The 15273-nt window shown below is 69.1% G+C and carries 12 protein-coding genes; 3 read left to right on the plus strand and 9 right to left on the minus strand.

The genetic code is table 11. The features are described 5' to 3' along the window. Positions 1 to 17: 17 nt before the first annotated feature. Both ABD104_RS20600 and mdlC read right to left on the minus strand, forming a co-directional pair. Entirely contained in the window at positions 18 to 1469 is a 1452-nt protein-coding gene (locus tag ABD104_RS20600) for an aldehyde dehydrogenase (protein ID WP_087837062.1), read from the minus strand. 43 nt (positions 1470 to 1512) lie between these two features. Continuing rightward, a complete protein-coding gene (mdlC, locus tag ABD104_RS20605; RefSeq protein WP_338617947.1) occupies positions 1513 to 3081 on the minus strand; it encodes a benzoylformate decarboxylase in 1569 nt (522 codons plus the stop codon). Positions 3082 to 3212: 131 nt separating this feature from the next. On the opposite strand from mdlC, the gene ABD104_RS20610 reads away from it, so the two are divergent. Beyond that, positions 3213 to 4124: a LysR family transcriptional regulator gene (locus ABD104_RS20610; protein WP_207958586.1), complete on the plus strand. Its 912-nt coding sequence runs from the start codon at positions 3213 to 3215 to the stop codon at positions 4122 to 4124. Here the strand turns inward: ABD104_RS20610 and glcF are convergent. From glcF to ABD104_RS20640, 6 genes are all read right to left on the minus strand, one after another. Beyond that, the gene (glcF, locus tag ABD104_RS20615; protein WP_343928118.1) at positions 4114 to 5355 is read right to left on the minus strand and encodes a glycolate oxidase subunit GlcF; all 1242 of its coding nucleotides are present in this window, start codon (positions 5353 to 5355) and stop codon (positions 4114 to 4116) included. The two genes, ABD104_RS20610 and glcF, sit on opposite strands and share 11 nt — an antisense overlap. 18 nt (positions 5356 to 5373) lie before the next feature. Continuing rightward, positions 5374 to 6447 (minus strand): glycolate oxidase subunit GlcE, encoded by a 1074-nt coding sequence (glcE, locus tag ABD104_RS20620; protein ID WP_087837066.1) that lies wholly within the window; start codon positions 6445 to 6447, stop codon positions 5374 to 5376. Positions 6448 to 6456: 9 nt separating this feature from the next. After that, on the minus strand, positions 6457 to 7953 hold the full coding sequence (locus ABD104_RS20625) for an FAD-linked oxidase C-terminal domain-containing protein (RefSeq protein WP_087837067.1): 1497 nt from the start codon (positions 7951 to 7953) through the stop codon (positions 6457 to 6459). A gap of 332 nt (positions 7954 to 8285) precedes the next feature. Continuing rightward, complete coding sequence (locus ABD104_RS20630) at positions 8286 to 9701, minus strand: FAD-binding oxidoreductase (protein WP_087837068.1); 1416 nt, start codon at positions 9699 to 9701, stop codon at positions 8286 to 8288. A 33-nt stretch (positions 9702 to 9734) separates the two neighbouring features. Beyond that, positions 9735 to 12065, minus strand: coding sequence for a molybdopterin-dependent oxidoreductase (locus ABD104_RS20635; protein WP_338617944.1), 2331 nt, complete (start codon positions 12063 to 12065; stop codon positions 9735 to 9737). A gap of 35 nt (positions 12066 to 12100) precedes the next feature. Then, a complete protein-coding gene (locus ABD104_RS20640; RefSeq protein ID WP_343928119.1) occupies positions 12101 to 12595 on the minus strand; it encodes a Bug family tripartite tricarboxylate transporter substrate binding protein in 495 nt (164 codons plus the stop codon). A gap of 90 nt (positions 12596 to 12685) precedes the next feature. On the opposite strand from ABD104_RS20640, the gene ABD104_RS20645 reads away from it, so the two are divergent. Continuing rightward, on the plus strand, positions 12686 to 13462 hold the full coding sequence (locus ABD104_RS20645) for a helix-turn-helix domain-containing protein (RefSeq protein WP_087837071.1): 777 nt from the start codon (positions 12686 to 12688) through the stop codon (positions 13460 to 13462). A gap of 63 nt (positions 13463 to 13525) precedes the next feature. After that, a complete protein-coding gene (locus ABD104_RS20650) occupies positions 13526 to 14083 on the plus strand; it encodes a cob(I)yrinic acid a,c-diamide adenosyltransferase (protein ID WP_087837072.1) in 558 nt (185 codons plus the stop codon). 7 nt (positions 14084 to 14090) lie between these two features. Here the strand turns inward: ABD104_RS20650 and aroG are convergent, their stop codons facing one another. Next, positions 14091 to 15164 carry a 3-deoxy-7-phosphoheptulonate synthase AroG gene (gene aroG / locus ABD104_RS20655; protein WP_087837073.1) on the minus strand — a complete coding sequence of 358 codons (1074 nt, stop codon included), beginning with the start codon at positions 15162 to 15164 and terminating at the stop codon, positions 14091 to 14093. Positions 15165 to 15273 lie beyond the last annotated feature (109 nt).

The following is a 15273-nucleotide window of genomic DNA, read 5'->3' on the forward strand; positions in this document are numbered from 1 at the left end:
GGGCGCGAGCGGAGCGATCAGAACGGGTAGTGGCGCGGCGTGGTCTGCACGGTGATCCAGCGCAGTTCGGTGAACTCGTGGATGCCGGCGTTGCCGCCGAAGCGGCCGATGCCGCTGGCCTTGACACCGCCGAACGGCATCTGCGCCTCGTCGTGCACCGTGGGGCCGTTGACGTGGCAGATGCCCGACTCGATGCGCTTGGCCACTTGCATGGCACGCGCCACGTCGCGCCCGAACACGGCCGAGGACAGGCCGTACTCGGTGTCGTTGGCGCTGTTGATGGCGGCCTCGACGCCATCGACCCGCACTACCGCCTTGACCGGCCCGAAGGATTCCTCGCCGTAGATGCGCATGTCGGGCGTGACGCGGTCCAGGATGGTGGCGGGCATGAGCGTGTTCTCGGCCTTGCCGCCGCACACCAGCACCGCGCCCTTGGCCAGCGCGTCGTCGATCATGGCGTTGCAGCGTTCGACGGTAGCCATGTCGACCACCGATCCCAGCACCGCGGGCCCCTTGCGCGGATCCTGCAGCGGCAGCGACTTGGCCTTGGCGCCGAAGCGCGCGACGAATTCGTCGGCGATCTTCTCGTCGACGATGATGCGCTCGGTGGACATGCAGATCTGGCCCGAGTTGGCGAAGGCGCCGAAGGCGGCGGCGTTGACCGCCGCGTCCAGGTCGGCGTCGTCCAGGATCACCAGCGGCGCCTTGCCGCCCAGCTCGAGCACGACCGGCTTGAGGTACTTGGCGCAGGTCTGCGCGATGATCTTGCCCACGCGCGTCGAACCGGTGAAGTTCACCCGGCGCACGGCGGGATGCGAGACCGCGGCCTCGACCACCGCGCCGGCATCCGCCGGGTCGTTGGTGACGAAGTTGACCACGCCCGCGGGAAAGCCCGCTTCGTTCAAGGCCTCGACGATCAGCCCGTGCGTGGCGGGGCACAGTTCGGAGCCCTTGAACACGACCGTGTTGCCGCAGGCCAGCGGCACGGCCACCGATCGCACGCCCAGGATCACGGGCGCGTTCCACGGCGCGATGCCCAGCACCACGCCCGCGCCCTGGCGCACGGCCATGGCCAGGCTGCCTGGCACGTCGGACGGAATGACCTCGCCGCTGATCTGGGTGGTCAGGGCGGCGGCCTCCTGCAGCATGCCCGCCGCCAGGTGGACGTTGAAGCCGGCCCACATGGCCGATGCCCCGGTCTCGGCGGCCATCGCCTCGATGAAGGCCGGCGCCTTGGCTTCGAGCGCCTGGGCGGCCTTGAGCAGCAGCGCCCGGCGCTCGCCCGGGCCGGTCTCGCGCCAGCTCGTGAACGCGCGCGCGGCGGCGTCGACCGCCTTGGTCATGTCCTCGGGGGTGGCGGCCGGCGCCCGGGTCGCGACCGAGCCGTCGAGCGGATTGCGGCGCTCGAAGGTCGCCTTGCCGGAGGCCTCGGCGGATTGGCCGTCGATCAGCATGGTCAGGGTTTTCATGTCAGTCTCCTGCTCTGGAAGAATGGGGATAGTGACGGCGGAATCAGGCGATTTCCACGTCCACCAGGATGGGCACCGGCGATGCCAGCGCTTCGCGCAGCACACCGGCCAGCTTGGCGGGGTCCGACACCCGGATACCCTGGCAGGCATGCCCGCGCGCCAGCGACACGAAGTCGAGATCGGGCAGGTCGGTGCCGGCAAGCGGGTCTTCGGGCTTGAAGCCGAAGGTCGGGGCGAACTCCGTCAGGGCAGCATAGCGCCGGTTGTTCAGGATCACGAAGGTGATCGGCAGCTTGAGCTGCGCCGCGGTCCACAGCGCCTGGATGGAGTACATGCTGGAGCCGTCTCCGATCAGGCCGATGACCTTGCTTTGCGGCTTGGCCAGCGCGACGCCCACGGCGGCCGGCATGCTGTAGCCCAGGCCGCCGCTGCACATGGTGTAGAAGGTCTCGCTTTGCAGCATGGGCAGGTACTTGTGCATGACCGGCCGCGCGCTGGGCGACTCCTCGACCACGATGGAAGCGGGATCGCGCACCTCGGCCAATGTCTGCAGCACGTAGGCCACCGACATGGGCGAGGACGGCTCGGCGCGCGGCAGCGGCGCCCGCGGGGCGGGCAGCTCGCGTGCCGGCGGCGAAGCCCGCGCCAGCAGTTCGCGCACACCCAGACTGATGCTGCCCACCGCCGCGGTGCCCACCGGCGCCCAGGCCGCGACCTGCGGATCGTCGGTGAGCTGGACCAGCTTCGCGCCGGGCGGCAGGTGCGGCCCGAAGCCTTCGACGTGATAGGTGAAGGCCGGCGCGCCGATCACGAAGATGCAGTCGTAGCCACCCAGCATCGAGACGATCTTCTCGCGGATGGCGGGCAGGAAGCCCATGAACTGGCGATGGTCCTCGGGAAAGCCGCAACGGCCCGACATGGGCGCGACCCACACGCCCGCCTTGTGGCGCTCGGCCAGTTGCACCACGTCGTCCCAGGCGCCGTCGCGGTCGACGGAGGCGCCGATGACGAAGGCCGGACGCCGCGCAGCGTCCAGCGCGCCGGCGATCTCGGCCATGACGTCGGGATCGGGCCGCAGCAGCTTGCCGACCCGGCGGGCCTCGACCGGCTCGCATGCTCGCGACCAGTCGTCCGCCGGCACCGAGATCAGCACCGGGCCGCACGGCGGCTGCATGGCGATGTAGTAGCCGCGCGCGATGGCCAGCGGAACGTCCTCGGCCCGCGCCGGCTCGCAGCTCCACTTCACGTAGGGCTTGGGCAGTTCGGTGGCCTGCGCCGAATGCAGGAAGGGATCGAAGGGCAGGATGGAGCGCGACTGCTGGCCGGCGGTGATGACCAGCGGCGTGCGGTTCTTGTAGGCGGTGAAGATGGTGCCCATGGCGTTGCCCACGCCGGCCGCCGAATGCAGGTTGATGAACGAGGCGTTGCGGCGCGCCTGCGCGTAGCCGTCGGCCATGGCGACCACCACGCCCTCGTGCAGCCCCAGCACGTAGTCGAAGTCGCTGGGGAAGTCCAGGAAGAGCGGCAGCTCGGTGGATCCCGGGTTGCCGAAGATGGTGGTCATGTCGAAGGCGCGCAGCAGGTCGAGCACGGCTTCGCGGACGGTGGTCATGGGTCTCGTCTCCGCGGTGTGATGGTGTGCGGGCCGGGGTCCGTTTCCTGAGCCCGGCGAATCCCGAGAGTATGGCCAGCATACCCTTGCCTGAACATTGCTTTTTCAGGAAAAAGTCATTACCTTTTGGCATGACTTTCGACATACGCCAACTCAACGCCTTCCTGGCCGTGGTCCAGCACGGAACGCTGGGCCGGGCGGCGCAAAGGCTGAACATCACCCAGCCCGCCCTGAGCCGCACCATCCGCCGGCTGGAAGAACAGATCGGCGCCCCGCTGTTCGAGCGCTATGCGACCGGCATGATGCTGACCAGCTTCGGCCAGGCGCTGCTCCCCCACGCCACCCTGCTACAGCGCGAAGCGGAACAGGCCACCGAGGAAATCGACGCGCTGCGCGGCCTCTCGCGCGGCACCATACGCGTCGGCGCGGTGGCCAGCGCGGTCAGCCTCGTGCTGCCCATGGCCATCGGACGCGTGCTGGCCCAATGGCCGAACCTGCAGGTCCATCTGCTCGAGGGCGTGGGCGACCTGCTGACCGACGCGCTGCTGACTCACGACATCGATCTCGCCATAGGCGTGTCGATGCCGGACACGGCGGACATCTGCGTGATCCCCGACTGCGAATGGCACGACACCAGCCAGATCATTGCCGCGTCCACGCATCCGCTGCGCAAGCGCGCCCGGCTGCGCCTGGAAGACACGCAAGGCCACAAATGGGTGCTGCCGCCGCGCGGCACGGCGCCGTTCGACGAACTCATGCACCTGTTCGCCTCGCGCGGCCTGCCCCCGCCCGACATCGTGGTGGAGACGCGCTCCATCATCGCCATCAAGAGCATGGTGGCCCACGCCGGCTTCCTGAGCTGGATGCCGCACCCCATGTTCGAGGCCGAGCGCGGCGCGGGGCTGGCCGACACCCTGCCCATTCCCGGCGCGGCCCTGCAACGCCGGCTGATGGTGTTCCGCCGCACCAAGGGCATTCTTCCCCAGCCGGCCGTCAAGCTGCTGGACGAACTGCGGCTGATGTGGGCGTCTCCTACCCGCTGACGCGCTTGCCGGCCAGCGCGGCGTCGACCGCTTCTATCCAGTGCACGACCGGGGTATCCGTGCCGGCCTGCAGATGCGCCAGGCAGCCGATGTTCGCGGACAGGATGAGATCGGGGCCGGCCCTGCCCAGCTCGGCGAGCTTGCGGTCGCGCAGCTCACCGGCGATCTCGGGCTGCAGCACCGAGTAGGTTCCCGCCGATCCGCAGCACAGGTGGCTTTCCGAGAACGGCTGGAGCGCGAAGCCCAGGTCCGCCAGCAGGCGCTCGACCAGCGGCCTCAGGCCCTGCCAATGCTGGAGCGTGCACGGCGGATGGAAGACCGGCCGCGCGGCCAGCCGGCCGGCCAACCGCGGAGCCAGCTCGCCCGCGTGCGGCGCCAGCACCTCGGCGATGTCGCGCACCATGCCCGACACCCGCGCCGCCCGGCCGGCATAGGCCGGATCGTCGCGCAGGTGGTGCGCGTACTCGCGCACGGTGGCGCCGCAGCCCGAGGCGTTCATCACGATGGCCTCGATGCGGCCCGCTTCGATGTCGGGCCACCAGGCATCGACATTGGCGCGCATCTGCGCCAGCGCCGCCGCTTGCTGGTTCAGGTGGAAGCGCGCCGCGCCGCAGCAGCCCGAGCCCGGCGCGACCGAGGCCGAGATCCCCACGGCGTCGAGCAGGCGCAGGGTGGCCGCGTCGATGGCCGGCATCATGGAAGGCTGCACGCATCCCGCCAGCATCAGCACCTGGCGCTCATGGCGGCGCCGCGGCACCTGGCCCGCCGGCCGCCGCGGCGGCACCTTGGCCGCCAGCGCGGACGGCAGCAAGGGGCGCAGCGCCTGCCCCAGCCTCATGGCCAGCCCGAAGGCCGGCGTAGCCAGCGTCCTGCCCAGCACCGCGCGCTTGAGCTGGTCGCCGGGCGCCCTTTCCACGCGCGTCTCGACCATCCTGCGGCCGATGTCGATCAATTGCCCGTATTCCACGCCGGACGGACAGGTCGTCTCGCAATTGCGGCAGGTCAGGCAGCGATCCAGGTGCAACTGGGTGCTGGCCGTGACCTCGCCCCCCTCAAGCATCTGCTTGATCAGGTAGATGCGGCCGCGCGGGCTGTCCAGTTCGTCGCCCAGTACCTGGTAAGTGGGACAGGTCGCGGTACAGAATCCGCAATGCACGCACTTGCGCAGGATGGCCTCGGCCTGCCTGCCATCGGGGGTGTCCTTGATCGACTCCGTCAGCCGTGTCTGCATGGAATGGGTGGTTCGTGTCTAGAGGTCGGGATACATGCGGCCGGGATTGAACACCCCTTCCGGATCGAATTCGTTCTTCAGGCGCCGATGGATGGCGGCCACGGGCGTCGACAGCGGATGGAACACGCCCGACGCCCGCGCCTCGTCCACCGATGCGGCGCGAAACAACGTGGCATGCCCACCCGCCAGCGCGGCCGCCTGGCGCACGCGCTGCGCCGGCACGGGCCCGCTCAGCCATCGCTGCGCGCCGCCCCATTCGATCAGCGTGGGCCCCAGGCCCAGCGGTCGGGTCACCGACGGCAGCGACAGGCGCCACAGCGAACGCACGGCCAGGAAGGGATGCGTATGGTCGCGCAGCGACCGCCACCATGCCTGGGCCTCTTCGTCCGGCAACGCCTCGCCGCCCAGCGCCGCGCGTGCCGCCGCGATCGCGGCCTGGGCGCCCGACAGCCGGACGGTCAGGCATCCGCCGCACCAGGCCGTGGCGCTGACCGGCAACGCCTGGCCGCCCCAGGCATTCATCCGGCGCAGCGCCGTCGCCTCGTCCATCTCGAAACGCAGCGTGGTCTCGCAGGCGGGCCGGGGCAGCACCTTCAGCGATACCTCCAGGATCGCGCCCAGCGTACCCAGCGAACCGGCCACGAGGCGGGACACGTCATAACCCGCCACGTTCTTCATGACCTCGCCGCCGAAACGCAGCACGCGCCCCTGGGCATCCAGCAGGCGCACGCCCAGCACGAAATCGCCGACCGAACCGGCGCTGGCCCGGCGTGGTCCGGCCAGCGCCGTCGCGATGCAGCCGCCCAGCGTGGCGCCGGCCGAGAAATGCGGCGGCTCGAAGGCCAGCATCTGGCCCTGCTCCGCCAGCATTTCCTCGACTTGAGCAAGGGGCGTACCCGCCCGGGCGCTCAGCACCAGCTCGCTGGGCTGGTAGTCGATGACACCCGCGTAGGGCGACAGGTCGAGCACGGCATCGTGGTCCACCGGCAGCCCGTAGAAGCCCTTGGTGCCGCCGCCGCGGATGTACAGCGACTTGCGGCCCACATGGGCCATCAGCACGCGGGCGCGAAGATCGGATAACAGAACGTCCATGGCCGGGAATCAGAAGCGGGGGATCTCGGGAAAGCGGATGGCATCGCGGTGCACGTGCCGGCGTCCGTATTCGTTGCACCGGGCCAGCGTCGGGATGGCCTTGCCCGGATTGAGCAGGCCGGTCGCGTCGAAGGCGTGCTTGATGCCGAAGAAGACGTCCAGCTCCTCGCGCGCGAACTGCACGCACATCTGGTCGATCTTCTCGGCCCCCACCCCATGCTCGCCGGTGATCGTGCCGCCGACCTCCACGCACAGCTCCAGGATCTCGGCGCCAAATTGCTCGGCCCGCTCGACCTCATCGATGTCGTTGGCATCGAACAGGATCAGCGGATGCAGGTTGCCGTCGCCCGCATGGAACACATTCGCGCAGCGCAGGCCGTACTTGTGCTCCATCTCGGCGATGGCCGACAGCACGCGCCCCAGGCAGCGGCGCGGGATGGTCCCGTCCATGCAGTAGTAGTCGGGAGAAATCCGCCCCGCCGCCGGAAAGGCATTCTTGCGGCCGGCCCAGAACAGCAGCCGCTCGGCCTCGGAACCGGAAACCTGCAGGCGCGTCGCGCCGCACTGGGCGAACAGCGCCTCGATCCGGCAGATCTCGTCGGCCACTTCCTCTTCGGTGCCGTCCGATTCGCACAGCAGGATGGCCTCGGCATCGAGGTCGTAGCCCGCGCACACGAAGGGTTCCACCATGTGCACGGCGCGCCGGTCCATCATTTCGAGTCCGGCGGGAATGATGCCGGCCGCGATGACCCGGGCGACGGCATCGCCGGCCGCCTCGACCGACGCGAAACTCGCCATGACCACCCGCGCCACGGCCGGACGCGGGATGAGCTTGACCGTGACCTCGGTCACGATGCCCAGCATGCCCTCGGAGCCGATGATGATGGACAGCAGGTCCAGGCCGGGCTCGTCCAGCGCCGACGAGCCGAGCTCCAGCACCTCGCCGTCCATCGTGACCACGCGCGCCGCCAGCACGTTGTGCACCGTCAGGCCGTATTTCAGGCAATGCACGCCGCCCGAGTTCTCGGCCACGTTGCCGCCTATGGTGCAGGCGATCTGGCTGGAGGGATCGGGCGCGTAGTAGAGCCCGTGGGGCGCGGCGGCCTCGGAGATGGCCAGGTTGCGCACGCCCGGCTGCACCACCGCCAGGCGCGCCTCGGGGTCGACATGGACGATGCGGTTGAACTTCGCCAGGCCCAGCAGCACACCCTCGGCATGCGGCGTCGCGCCGCCCGACAACCCGGTGCCCGCGCCGCGCGCCACCACCGGCACGCCCATCCGCTTGCACAACCGCAGGACCTGCCGCACCTGCTCCTCGGTCTCCGGCAGCACCACGACCATGGGCAACTGGCGGAACAGCGACAGTCCGTCGCATTCGTAGGGACGCGTGTCCTCTTCCCTGAACAGCACACAGTAGTTGGGAAGCACAGCGCGCAATGCCTGCACCACCTCTACCTGGCGCTCGGCCGCGATCGGGTCCAGCCCGATTTCTGTTGGGGCGTTCATGCACATCTCCAGTAACTTCTGAAGATAGCGTGCCCCCGCTTTCCCCAATAGTGGTATTACCCCCCGGGGAAGCCCACCCCCTACCCGCTACGCGGGCCCCCTCAAGGGGGCGATGCGGGTGGACCGGCGGAGCCGGATCCACCGCATCCTGGGTCTAGTACCTGTTTCTTGAGGGGTGGCACCGGTGCTATCGCTGGCCGCCAGCGATAGCACCGATGATTCGGTCCAAGATAACCTCCCTAGACCCAGGAAACCGCGGATCTGGCTTTGCCAGTCCGCCGGTTTCGCCCCCTTGAGGGGGCGCCCGAAGGGCGTAGGGGGTGGGCTTCCCCTCAGCGCGTAGGGGGGGGCAACACCTTCCCGGGATTGAGGATATTCAACGGATCGAAAGCCTGTTTCACCTGCCGCATCAGCGCCAGCGCGTCCTCGCCGTGCTCCTCGGCCAGGAATTGCATCTTGTGCAGGCCCACCCCGTGTTCGCCGGTGCAGGTGCCGTCCATGTCCAGGGCGCGGCGGACCATGCGGCGGTTGATGGCCTCGGCTTCGGCCCATTCGGCCTCGCTGTCCGGGTCCAGCAGCATCTGCACGTGGAAGTTGCCGTCGCCCACGTGTCCGACCACGCAGGTGGGGAAGCTGGCCTGGGCCAGGTCGGCGTTGGTTGCGCGGATGCAATCGGCCAGCCGGGAAATGGGCACGCAGACGTCGGTGCTGGAGGCGCGCGCGCCGGGACGCAGCTGCAGGGTGGCGAAATACGCGTTGTGGCGCGCGGCCCAGAGACGGTTGCGGTCCTCGGGATGCACGGCCCATTCGAAATCCATGCCGCCGTGCTCGCGCGTGATCTCCTGCACCGTCGTGGCCTGTTCCTCGACCCCGGCCGGGCTGCCGTGGAACTCGAACAGCAGCAGCGGCGTCTCGCGCAGGGTCAGCTTGCTGTAGAGGTTCAACGCGCGCACGGTGGCGGTGTCCAGCAGTTCGACCCGGGCGACCGGGATACCCATCTGTATGGTCTGGATGACCGCGGCCACGGCCGCATCGACGCTGGGGAAGTTGCAGACCGCCGCCGACACGGCCTCGGGCTGGGGATACAGGCGCACCGTGACCTCGGTGATGATGCCCAGCGTGCCTTCGCTGCCGATGAAAAGACGGGTCAGGTCGTAGCCCGCCGAGGATTTCTTCGCGCGCCGCGCCGTGCGGATGACCTTGCCCTGGGCCGTGACCACCGTCAGGGACACGATGTTGTCGCGCATCGTGCCGTAGCGTACCGCGTTGGTTCCCGACGCCCGCGTGGCGGCCATGCCGCCCAACGAGGCGTCCGCGCCGGGGTCGATGGGAAAGAACAGCCCGGTATCGCGGATTTCGTTGTTGAGTTGCTTGCGCGTGACGCCGGCCTGCACGGTAACGGTCAGGTCGTCGGGGTTGACCGACAGGACGCGGTTCATGCGGGACACATCCAGCGTAATGCCGCCTTCGATGGCCAGCACATGCCCTTCCAGCGACGATCCCGAACCGTAGGCGATCAGCGGCACGCCGTGCGCGGCGCAGGCCTGGACGGCCGCCACCACGTCCTCGGTGCTTTCGGCGAACACCACGGCGTCGGGCGGCACCGCCGGATAGGGCGACTCGTCGCGGCCGTGGTGTTCCCGCACGGACGCATTGAGCGACAGGCGGTCGCCGAAATGAGCGGCCAGCGCATCGAGGCAGGCCTGGGGCACCGGACGGCGCAGCGAGGAAAAATCGGGGGCATTCATGAATCGACAGCCTGAGGGTGGATCCCCCAGATTTTACGCCCTGCCCCCCCAATCAGGCCCGCCGCACCGCCGCACCGCCGGCGGCACGAAGGCCGTGACCGGCGGCGCGTCGTCAACGCGCTCGATCTCGACCAGGGCGGTCTGCGCCATCGAGCCCTGCGCCAGGCTCGACGTGCCCTTGTCGAGCGTCACCATGTTCGGATTGCCATGCTTGTCCAGCGAACCGGGCTCGCCGCCTTGCAGCGGGTCGTACCAGGCCCCGGTGGCGATCTGCGCGACGCCCGGCATCAGGTGCCCGGCCAGCACGGCTCCCGCCAGGAAGGCCCCGCGGTCGTTGAACACGCGGACCACGTCGCCTTCCCGGATGCCCCGCGCCTCCGCGTCGTCGGGATGCAGGGCGATGGGCTCGCGCCCGGCCACCTTGCTGGCGCGGCTGGCCTGCGCCGGATCGAGCTGGCTGTGCAGCCGGGTGGCCGGCTGGTTGGACAGGAGGTGCAGGGGATAGCGCGCGGCCTGCGCGCCGCCCAGCCATTCGGCCGGCTCCAGCCATGCGGGATGGGCCGGGCAGTCCGCGTAGCCATAGCCCTCGATCGTGCGCGAATGGACCTCTATCCGGCCCGAGGGCGTGGCGAGCGGATGGCCCCCGGGATCGCGGCGGAAATCGTCCAGCAGCACGCAGCCGGTCTCGGGCTGGGGAAAGGCGAATTGGCCGGCCTGCCAGAACGCATCGAACGCCGGCGGCGCGTAGCCCGACTCCCGGGCCTTGGCGGCCGCGACCTCGTACATGTGGCGCAGCCAGCCCATCTCGTCGCGCCCTTCGGTATAGGCCGCCTCGAAACCCAGGCGCCCCGCGACCTCGGCCAGGATGTCGAAGTCGTTGCGCGCCTGCCCCACCGGCGGAATGACCTGCCGCATGGCCATCCAATAAGGGGAGTTCTCGTGCGCCAGGATGTCGTTGCGCTCCATGGTGGTGGTCGCCGGCAGCACGATGTCGGCATGCCGGGCGGCGGGGTTCCACCACGGCTCGTGGACGATGACCGTTTCCGGCGCCTGCCAGGCGCGCAGGAAACGGTTCAGGTTGGTGTTGTGGTGGAAGGGGTTGCCGCCTATGGAATAGATCAGGCGGATGTCCGGGAACGTGATGGCCCGGCCGAAGCACTCGATCTGCTTGCCGGGATGCAGCAGCATGTCGGCGATGCGGCCCACCGGCACGTAGGTCTTGATCGCATTGGGCCCCAGCGGCAGCGTCGGGCGCGGCATGCCCTCGACGCGTGGCGCCGTCATGCCGTTGACCGCGCCGAAGCCGATGCTGAAGCCGCCGCCCGGCAGCCCGATCTGCCCCAGCATCGCGGCCAGGGTGACCAGCATCCACACCGGCTGCTCGCCGTGATCGGCGCGCTGCACCGACCAGCTCAGGTTCACCATGGTGCGGCTGCCCGCCATCCTGCGGGCCAGCGCGCGGATCTGGCCGGCCGCAATGCCGGTGATGGCCGCCGCCCACTCCGCGCTGCGGGGCGGCCCGCCGTCGCGGCCCAGCAGATAGGCCTCGAAGCGCGCGTAGCCTTCGCAATGGCTGGCCAGGAACTCCCGGTCGTGCAGGCCTTCCGAGGCCAGCGTATGGGCGATGCCGAGCATCATCGCGGTATCGGTATGCGGGCGGATGGGCATCCATTCCGAACGGGACGCGGGCGGCTGGTCCGCGCGCGACGGACTGATGGTCACGAACACGGGCCCGCCGCTTCCTGTGTTCCGGTACCAGTCGGGGTTGTCGTGCACCACCGCGCCGCCGGGGTCGAGCTGGGTATTCTTCAGGGCGGCGCCGCCGAACATCACCATCAGTTCGGTCGAGGCCATGACTTCCGGCCACGATGCCACCAGATTGGTGATGTCCGAGCGCCCCAGGACGTAGGGCATGATGCCCAGCGCGGCGCCGAAGCTATGGTTGCCGCGCTTGTCCACGTAACCGCCGTGCAGGCCCAGGAAACGCTTGAGCACGCTGGGCCCGTGGTGCAGCCGGCCGGCGCTGGCCCAGCCATACGAACCGCCGTAGATGGCCTCGTTGCCGTGCTCGGCCTTGACCCGGGCCAGCTCGTCGGCGACCAGGCCCAGGGCCTGGTCCCAGCCGACGGGCACGAAGGCGTCGCCGCCGCGCCCCTGGCCGTTGCGATGGCGCAGGTAGCCCGCCCGGACATAGGGCTGGTCGATCCGCAGCGGCCCGCGCACGATCTCGGGCAGGCCCCGCACGAAGCTGGCCGGATGCGGGTCGGCGCGGAACGGCACGGTATCGACGATGGCGCCTTGCTCGTCGGTCACCACGTCGTAGACGCCCCAATGCGAGGCGGTCTGTATGGTTCGGGTCGCCACGTGTCCTCCTGGGAAGATGGAACGATCGCCGGCCGTCAGTCGGCCTGGATCTTCAATTCGTCGATCAGCCGCCCCAACTGCCGGTAGTCGGCGGCCACCCGGGCTCCGAGCTTTGCGGGCGAGCCCCCCGCCGGCACGGCCGACCATGCCGCCAGCGCGAAGAACGCGTTCCAGGCGCACAGGCGCACGTCGGGAAACCCGGACTCGGCGATGGAAGGCACATTCGGCAGGAACGGCGTGCGGTCGGGATCCGCCACCGCGATGGCCGTCAATTTGCCTGCCTTGAGATACTGCCTGACCGGCCCGATCGTCACAAGCGCGACCGGAATGTGGCCCGCCACGACGTCGGTCACGGACGGCGCGACGCCCTTGTAGGGACGCGCCATGACGTCGGTGTCGCTGCCAGGTGGATAGGCGACCACGATGGTGATAGGCTTTTCAGGATAGCGTTGCGCGTGGCCGGCCGCGCTCCAGCCCCCCCCCGCGACGGCCAAGGCCGCGCCCAACCGCCGACGAGTGATTTTCGACATGACGTTCCTCCGTGGAATCCCCGGCACTATAGGAATCGCCCGCTTCTTCCACTGGCGAGAAACCGTCAGTTTTCGGCGAAGAACCGACATATGACCCTGCTGCCCGTGCCCCTGCCCGTCGACATGGCGGGCGAGCCGCTGCGCGTCGTCGTGCGCGAAGGCCAGGCCGGCGAAACCTCGCTCCACACCCACGCCTGCGGACAGCTGCTGTATCCCGAGCGTGGCGCCACGCTGCTCCAGACCGGGCACCACCTGGTCCGGCTGGGCCCCAGCCGAGCCGCCTGGATCCCTCCCGACCTTCCCCACGCGGTGCTGATGGAGCGCCCCTACCGGTACCACAGCGTGTATATCGATGCGGCCGTATATGCCGAGCCGGCCTTTGCCGTGACGGGAATCAGCCCCCTGCTCAGGGAACTGATCTTCGACGCGGGACGCTGGGACGCTTCGCACGCCGACGCCTCATCGCGCCATTGGAAGACCCGGGTGATCCTGGACGAGATCCGCCGGGCCCCGCGCGTGGCAGCCGGCCTGCCCATTCCCGAGGACGCGCGCATCGCCCAGATCTGCCGGGCGCTGGAGGCCGACCCGTCGGATGGCAGGACGCTGGCGCAATGGGCGGCGCAGGCCGGAGCCAGTGAGAAGACGATGCAGCGCATCTTCGTGAAGCTGACCGGACTGTCGTTCCAGCAGTGGCGCAATCATGCACGCATGACACGCGCGCTCGAGCTGCACGGCCAGGGCCGCCGAATGCTCGATATCGCGGTCGAGCTGGGCTATTCCAGCGAAGGCGCCTATTCCCACGCTTTCAGGCAATTCTACGGATACTCGCCCAGCCAGTTGAAGAGAAGGAAAGCGGAAACGCCCTGACTACAATCCACGCACGGCGATGCCCACAGGGGCATGCACAGGGACCCTGATCATGGAGCATTCATGGGACATCGATTGAGCGTGATCGCCACGCGCACCGGCGACGACGGCACCACCGGCCTGGCCACCGGACCGCGCGTGGCCAAGGACTCGCCGCGCATCGCGGCCATCGGCGACGTGGACGAACTCAACAGCGCGGTGGGCCTGCTGGCGACCGAAGCCTTGCCGCAGGACATCGCGCACGACTTGCTGGACATCCAGCACGATCTGTTCGACCTGGGGGGAGAACTCAGCATGCCCGGCCACGTCCTGCTGACTGAGGCGCGCGTGGCGCACCTGGACGGCCTGCTGGCCGATTACAACGCCCGGCTGCCGCCGCTGCGCGAATTCGTGCTGCCCGGCGGAAGCCGGCCGGCGGCCCTGGCCCACATGGCCCGTACCGTATGCCGCCGAGCCGAACGCAGCGTGGTGGCGCTGGCCGGCGTCGAGACCGTCCATGCGCCGCCGCGGCAATACCTGAACCGCCTGTCGGACCTGCTGTTCGTACTGGCCCGCGCCATCAACCAGGATGCCGGCGCGCCGGAAGTCCTGTGGCGCTCGGGCCGTACCCGAGGCCTCTAGCCGCGGCCTACTTGCCGCTGCTGGTCGCCACCAGCCGGCGCGCCTGCACCGCCTGGGCCAGGCGCTCGAGCACCTGCACCGAGGTATCCCAGTCGATGCAGCCGTCGGTGATGCTTTGGCCATAGACCAGCGGCTTGCCGGGAACCAGGTCCTGCCTGCCGGCCGTCAGGTGGCTTTCCACCATCACCCCGATGATGCGGTTGTCGCCCGCTTCCATCTGGCGCGCCACGTCGTCCAGCACCTGGGGCTGGTTCTCGGGCTTCTTGCTGCTGTTGGCATGGCTGGCATCGATCATCACGCGCTGGGCCAGGCCGGCCTTGGCCATGTCCTGGGCCGCGGCTTCCACGCTGGCGGCGTCGTAGTTGGGCGCCTTGCCGCCGCGCAGGATGACGTGGCAGTCCTCGTTGCCGTTGGTGGACACGATGGCCGACACGCCGCCCTTGGTCACCGACAGGAAATGGTGGGGCTGGGACGCCGCCTTGATCGCATCGACGGCGATGCGGATGTTGCCGTCGGTCCCGTTCTTGAAGCCCACGGGACACGACAGGCCGGAGGCGAGTTCGCGGTGGACCTGGCTTTCCGTGGTGCGCGCGCCGATGGCCCCCCAGGAGACGAGGTCGGCGATGTACTGGGGCGTGATCATGTCCAGATATTCACATCCCGCAGGCAAGCCGAGGGCGTTGATCTCCAGCAGCAACTGGCGGGCGGTGCGCAGCCCCTTGTTGATGTTGAAGCTGCCGTCCAGGTCGGGATCGTTGATCAGGCCCTTCCAGCCGACCGTGGTGCGCGGTTTCTCGAAGTACACCCGCATCACGATCTCGAGCTCGCCGGCGAAACGGTCGCGCTCGGCCTTCAGGCGGGAGGCGTATTCCAGGGCGGCCTTGGTGTCGTGGATGGAACACGGCCCGATCACCACCACGAGGCGGTCGTCCATGCCGTGCAGGATGCGGTGCAGCGCCTGCCGGGTGGAGTAGACCGTCTCCGAGACGTTGGTGGTGCAGGGAAACTCGCGCATCAGGTGCGAAGGCGGAGCCAGCTCCTTGATTTCACGAATGCGCAAGTCGTCGGTGTTGTGGGACACGATCCTCTCCTGGATTTCAATGATGTCTGGTATGCATGTCTTGGGGGGTTCGCCCCACCGTTTCGTCCAGGCACAAAAAAAGCCGCCAGGACGCTGGCGGCTTTTTTGG

This window comes from Pigmentiphaga daeguensis, assembly GCF_039523035.1.
GTDB classification, from domain to species: domain Bacteria; phylum Pseudomonadota; class Gammaproteobacteria; order Burkholderiales; family Burkholderiaceae_B; genus Pigmentiphaga; species Pigmentiphaga daeguensis.

What these genes read in the sequence shown, in the direction of transcription:
- ABD104_RS20600 (WP_087837062.1), bottom strand. Translation starts at nt 1,469, where the DNA reads ATGAAAACCCTGACCATGCTGATCGACGGCCAATCCGCCGAGGCCTCC.
- mdlC (WP_338617947.1), bottom strand. Translation starts at nt 3,081, where the DNA reads ATGACCACCGTCCGCGAAGCCGTGCTCGACCTGCTGCGCGCCTTCGAC.
- ABD104_RS20610 (WP_207958586.1), top strand. Translation starts at nt 3,213, where the DNA reads ATGACTTTCGACATACGCCAACTCAACGCCTTCCTGGCCGTGGTCCAG.
- glcF (WP_343928118.1), bottom strand. Translation starts at nt 5,355, where the DNA reads ATGCAGACACGGCTGACGGAGTCGATCAAGGACACCCCCGATGGCAGG.
- glcE (WP_087837066.1), bottom strand. Translation starts at nt 6,447, where the DNA reads ATGGACGTTCTGTTATCCGATCTTCGCGCCCGCGTGCTGATGGCCCAT.
- ABD104_RS20625 (WP_087837067.1), bottom strand. Translation starts at nt 7,953, where the DNA reads ATGAACGCCCCAACAGAAATCGGGCTGGACCCGATCGCGGCCGAGCGC.
- ABD104_RS20630 (WP_087837068.1), bottom strand. Translation starts at nt 9,701, where the DNA reads ATGAATGCCCCCGATTTTTCCTCGCTGCGCCGTCCGGTGCCCCAGGCC.
- ABD104_RS20640 (WP_343928119.1), bottom strand. Translation starts at nt 12,595, where the DNA reads ATGTCGAAAATCACTCGTCGGCGGTTGGGCGCGGCCTTGGCCGTCGCG.
- ABD104_RS20645 (WP_087837071.1), top strand. Translation starts at nt 12,686, where the DNA reads ATGACCCTGCTGCCCGTGCCCCTGCCCGTCGACATGGCGGGCGAGCCG.
- ABD104_RS20650 (WP_087837072.1), top strand. Translation starts at nt 13,526, where the DNA reads ATGGGACATCGATTGAGCGTGATCGCCACGCGCACCGGCGACGACGGC.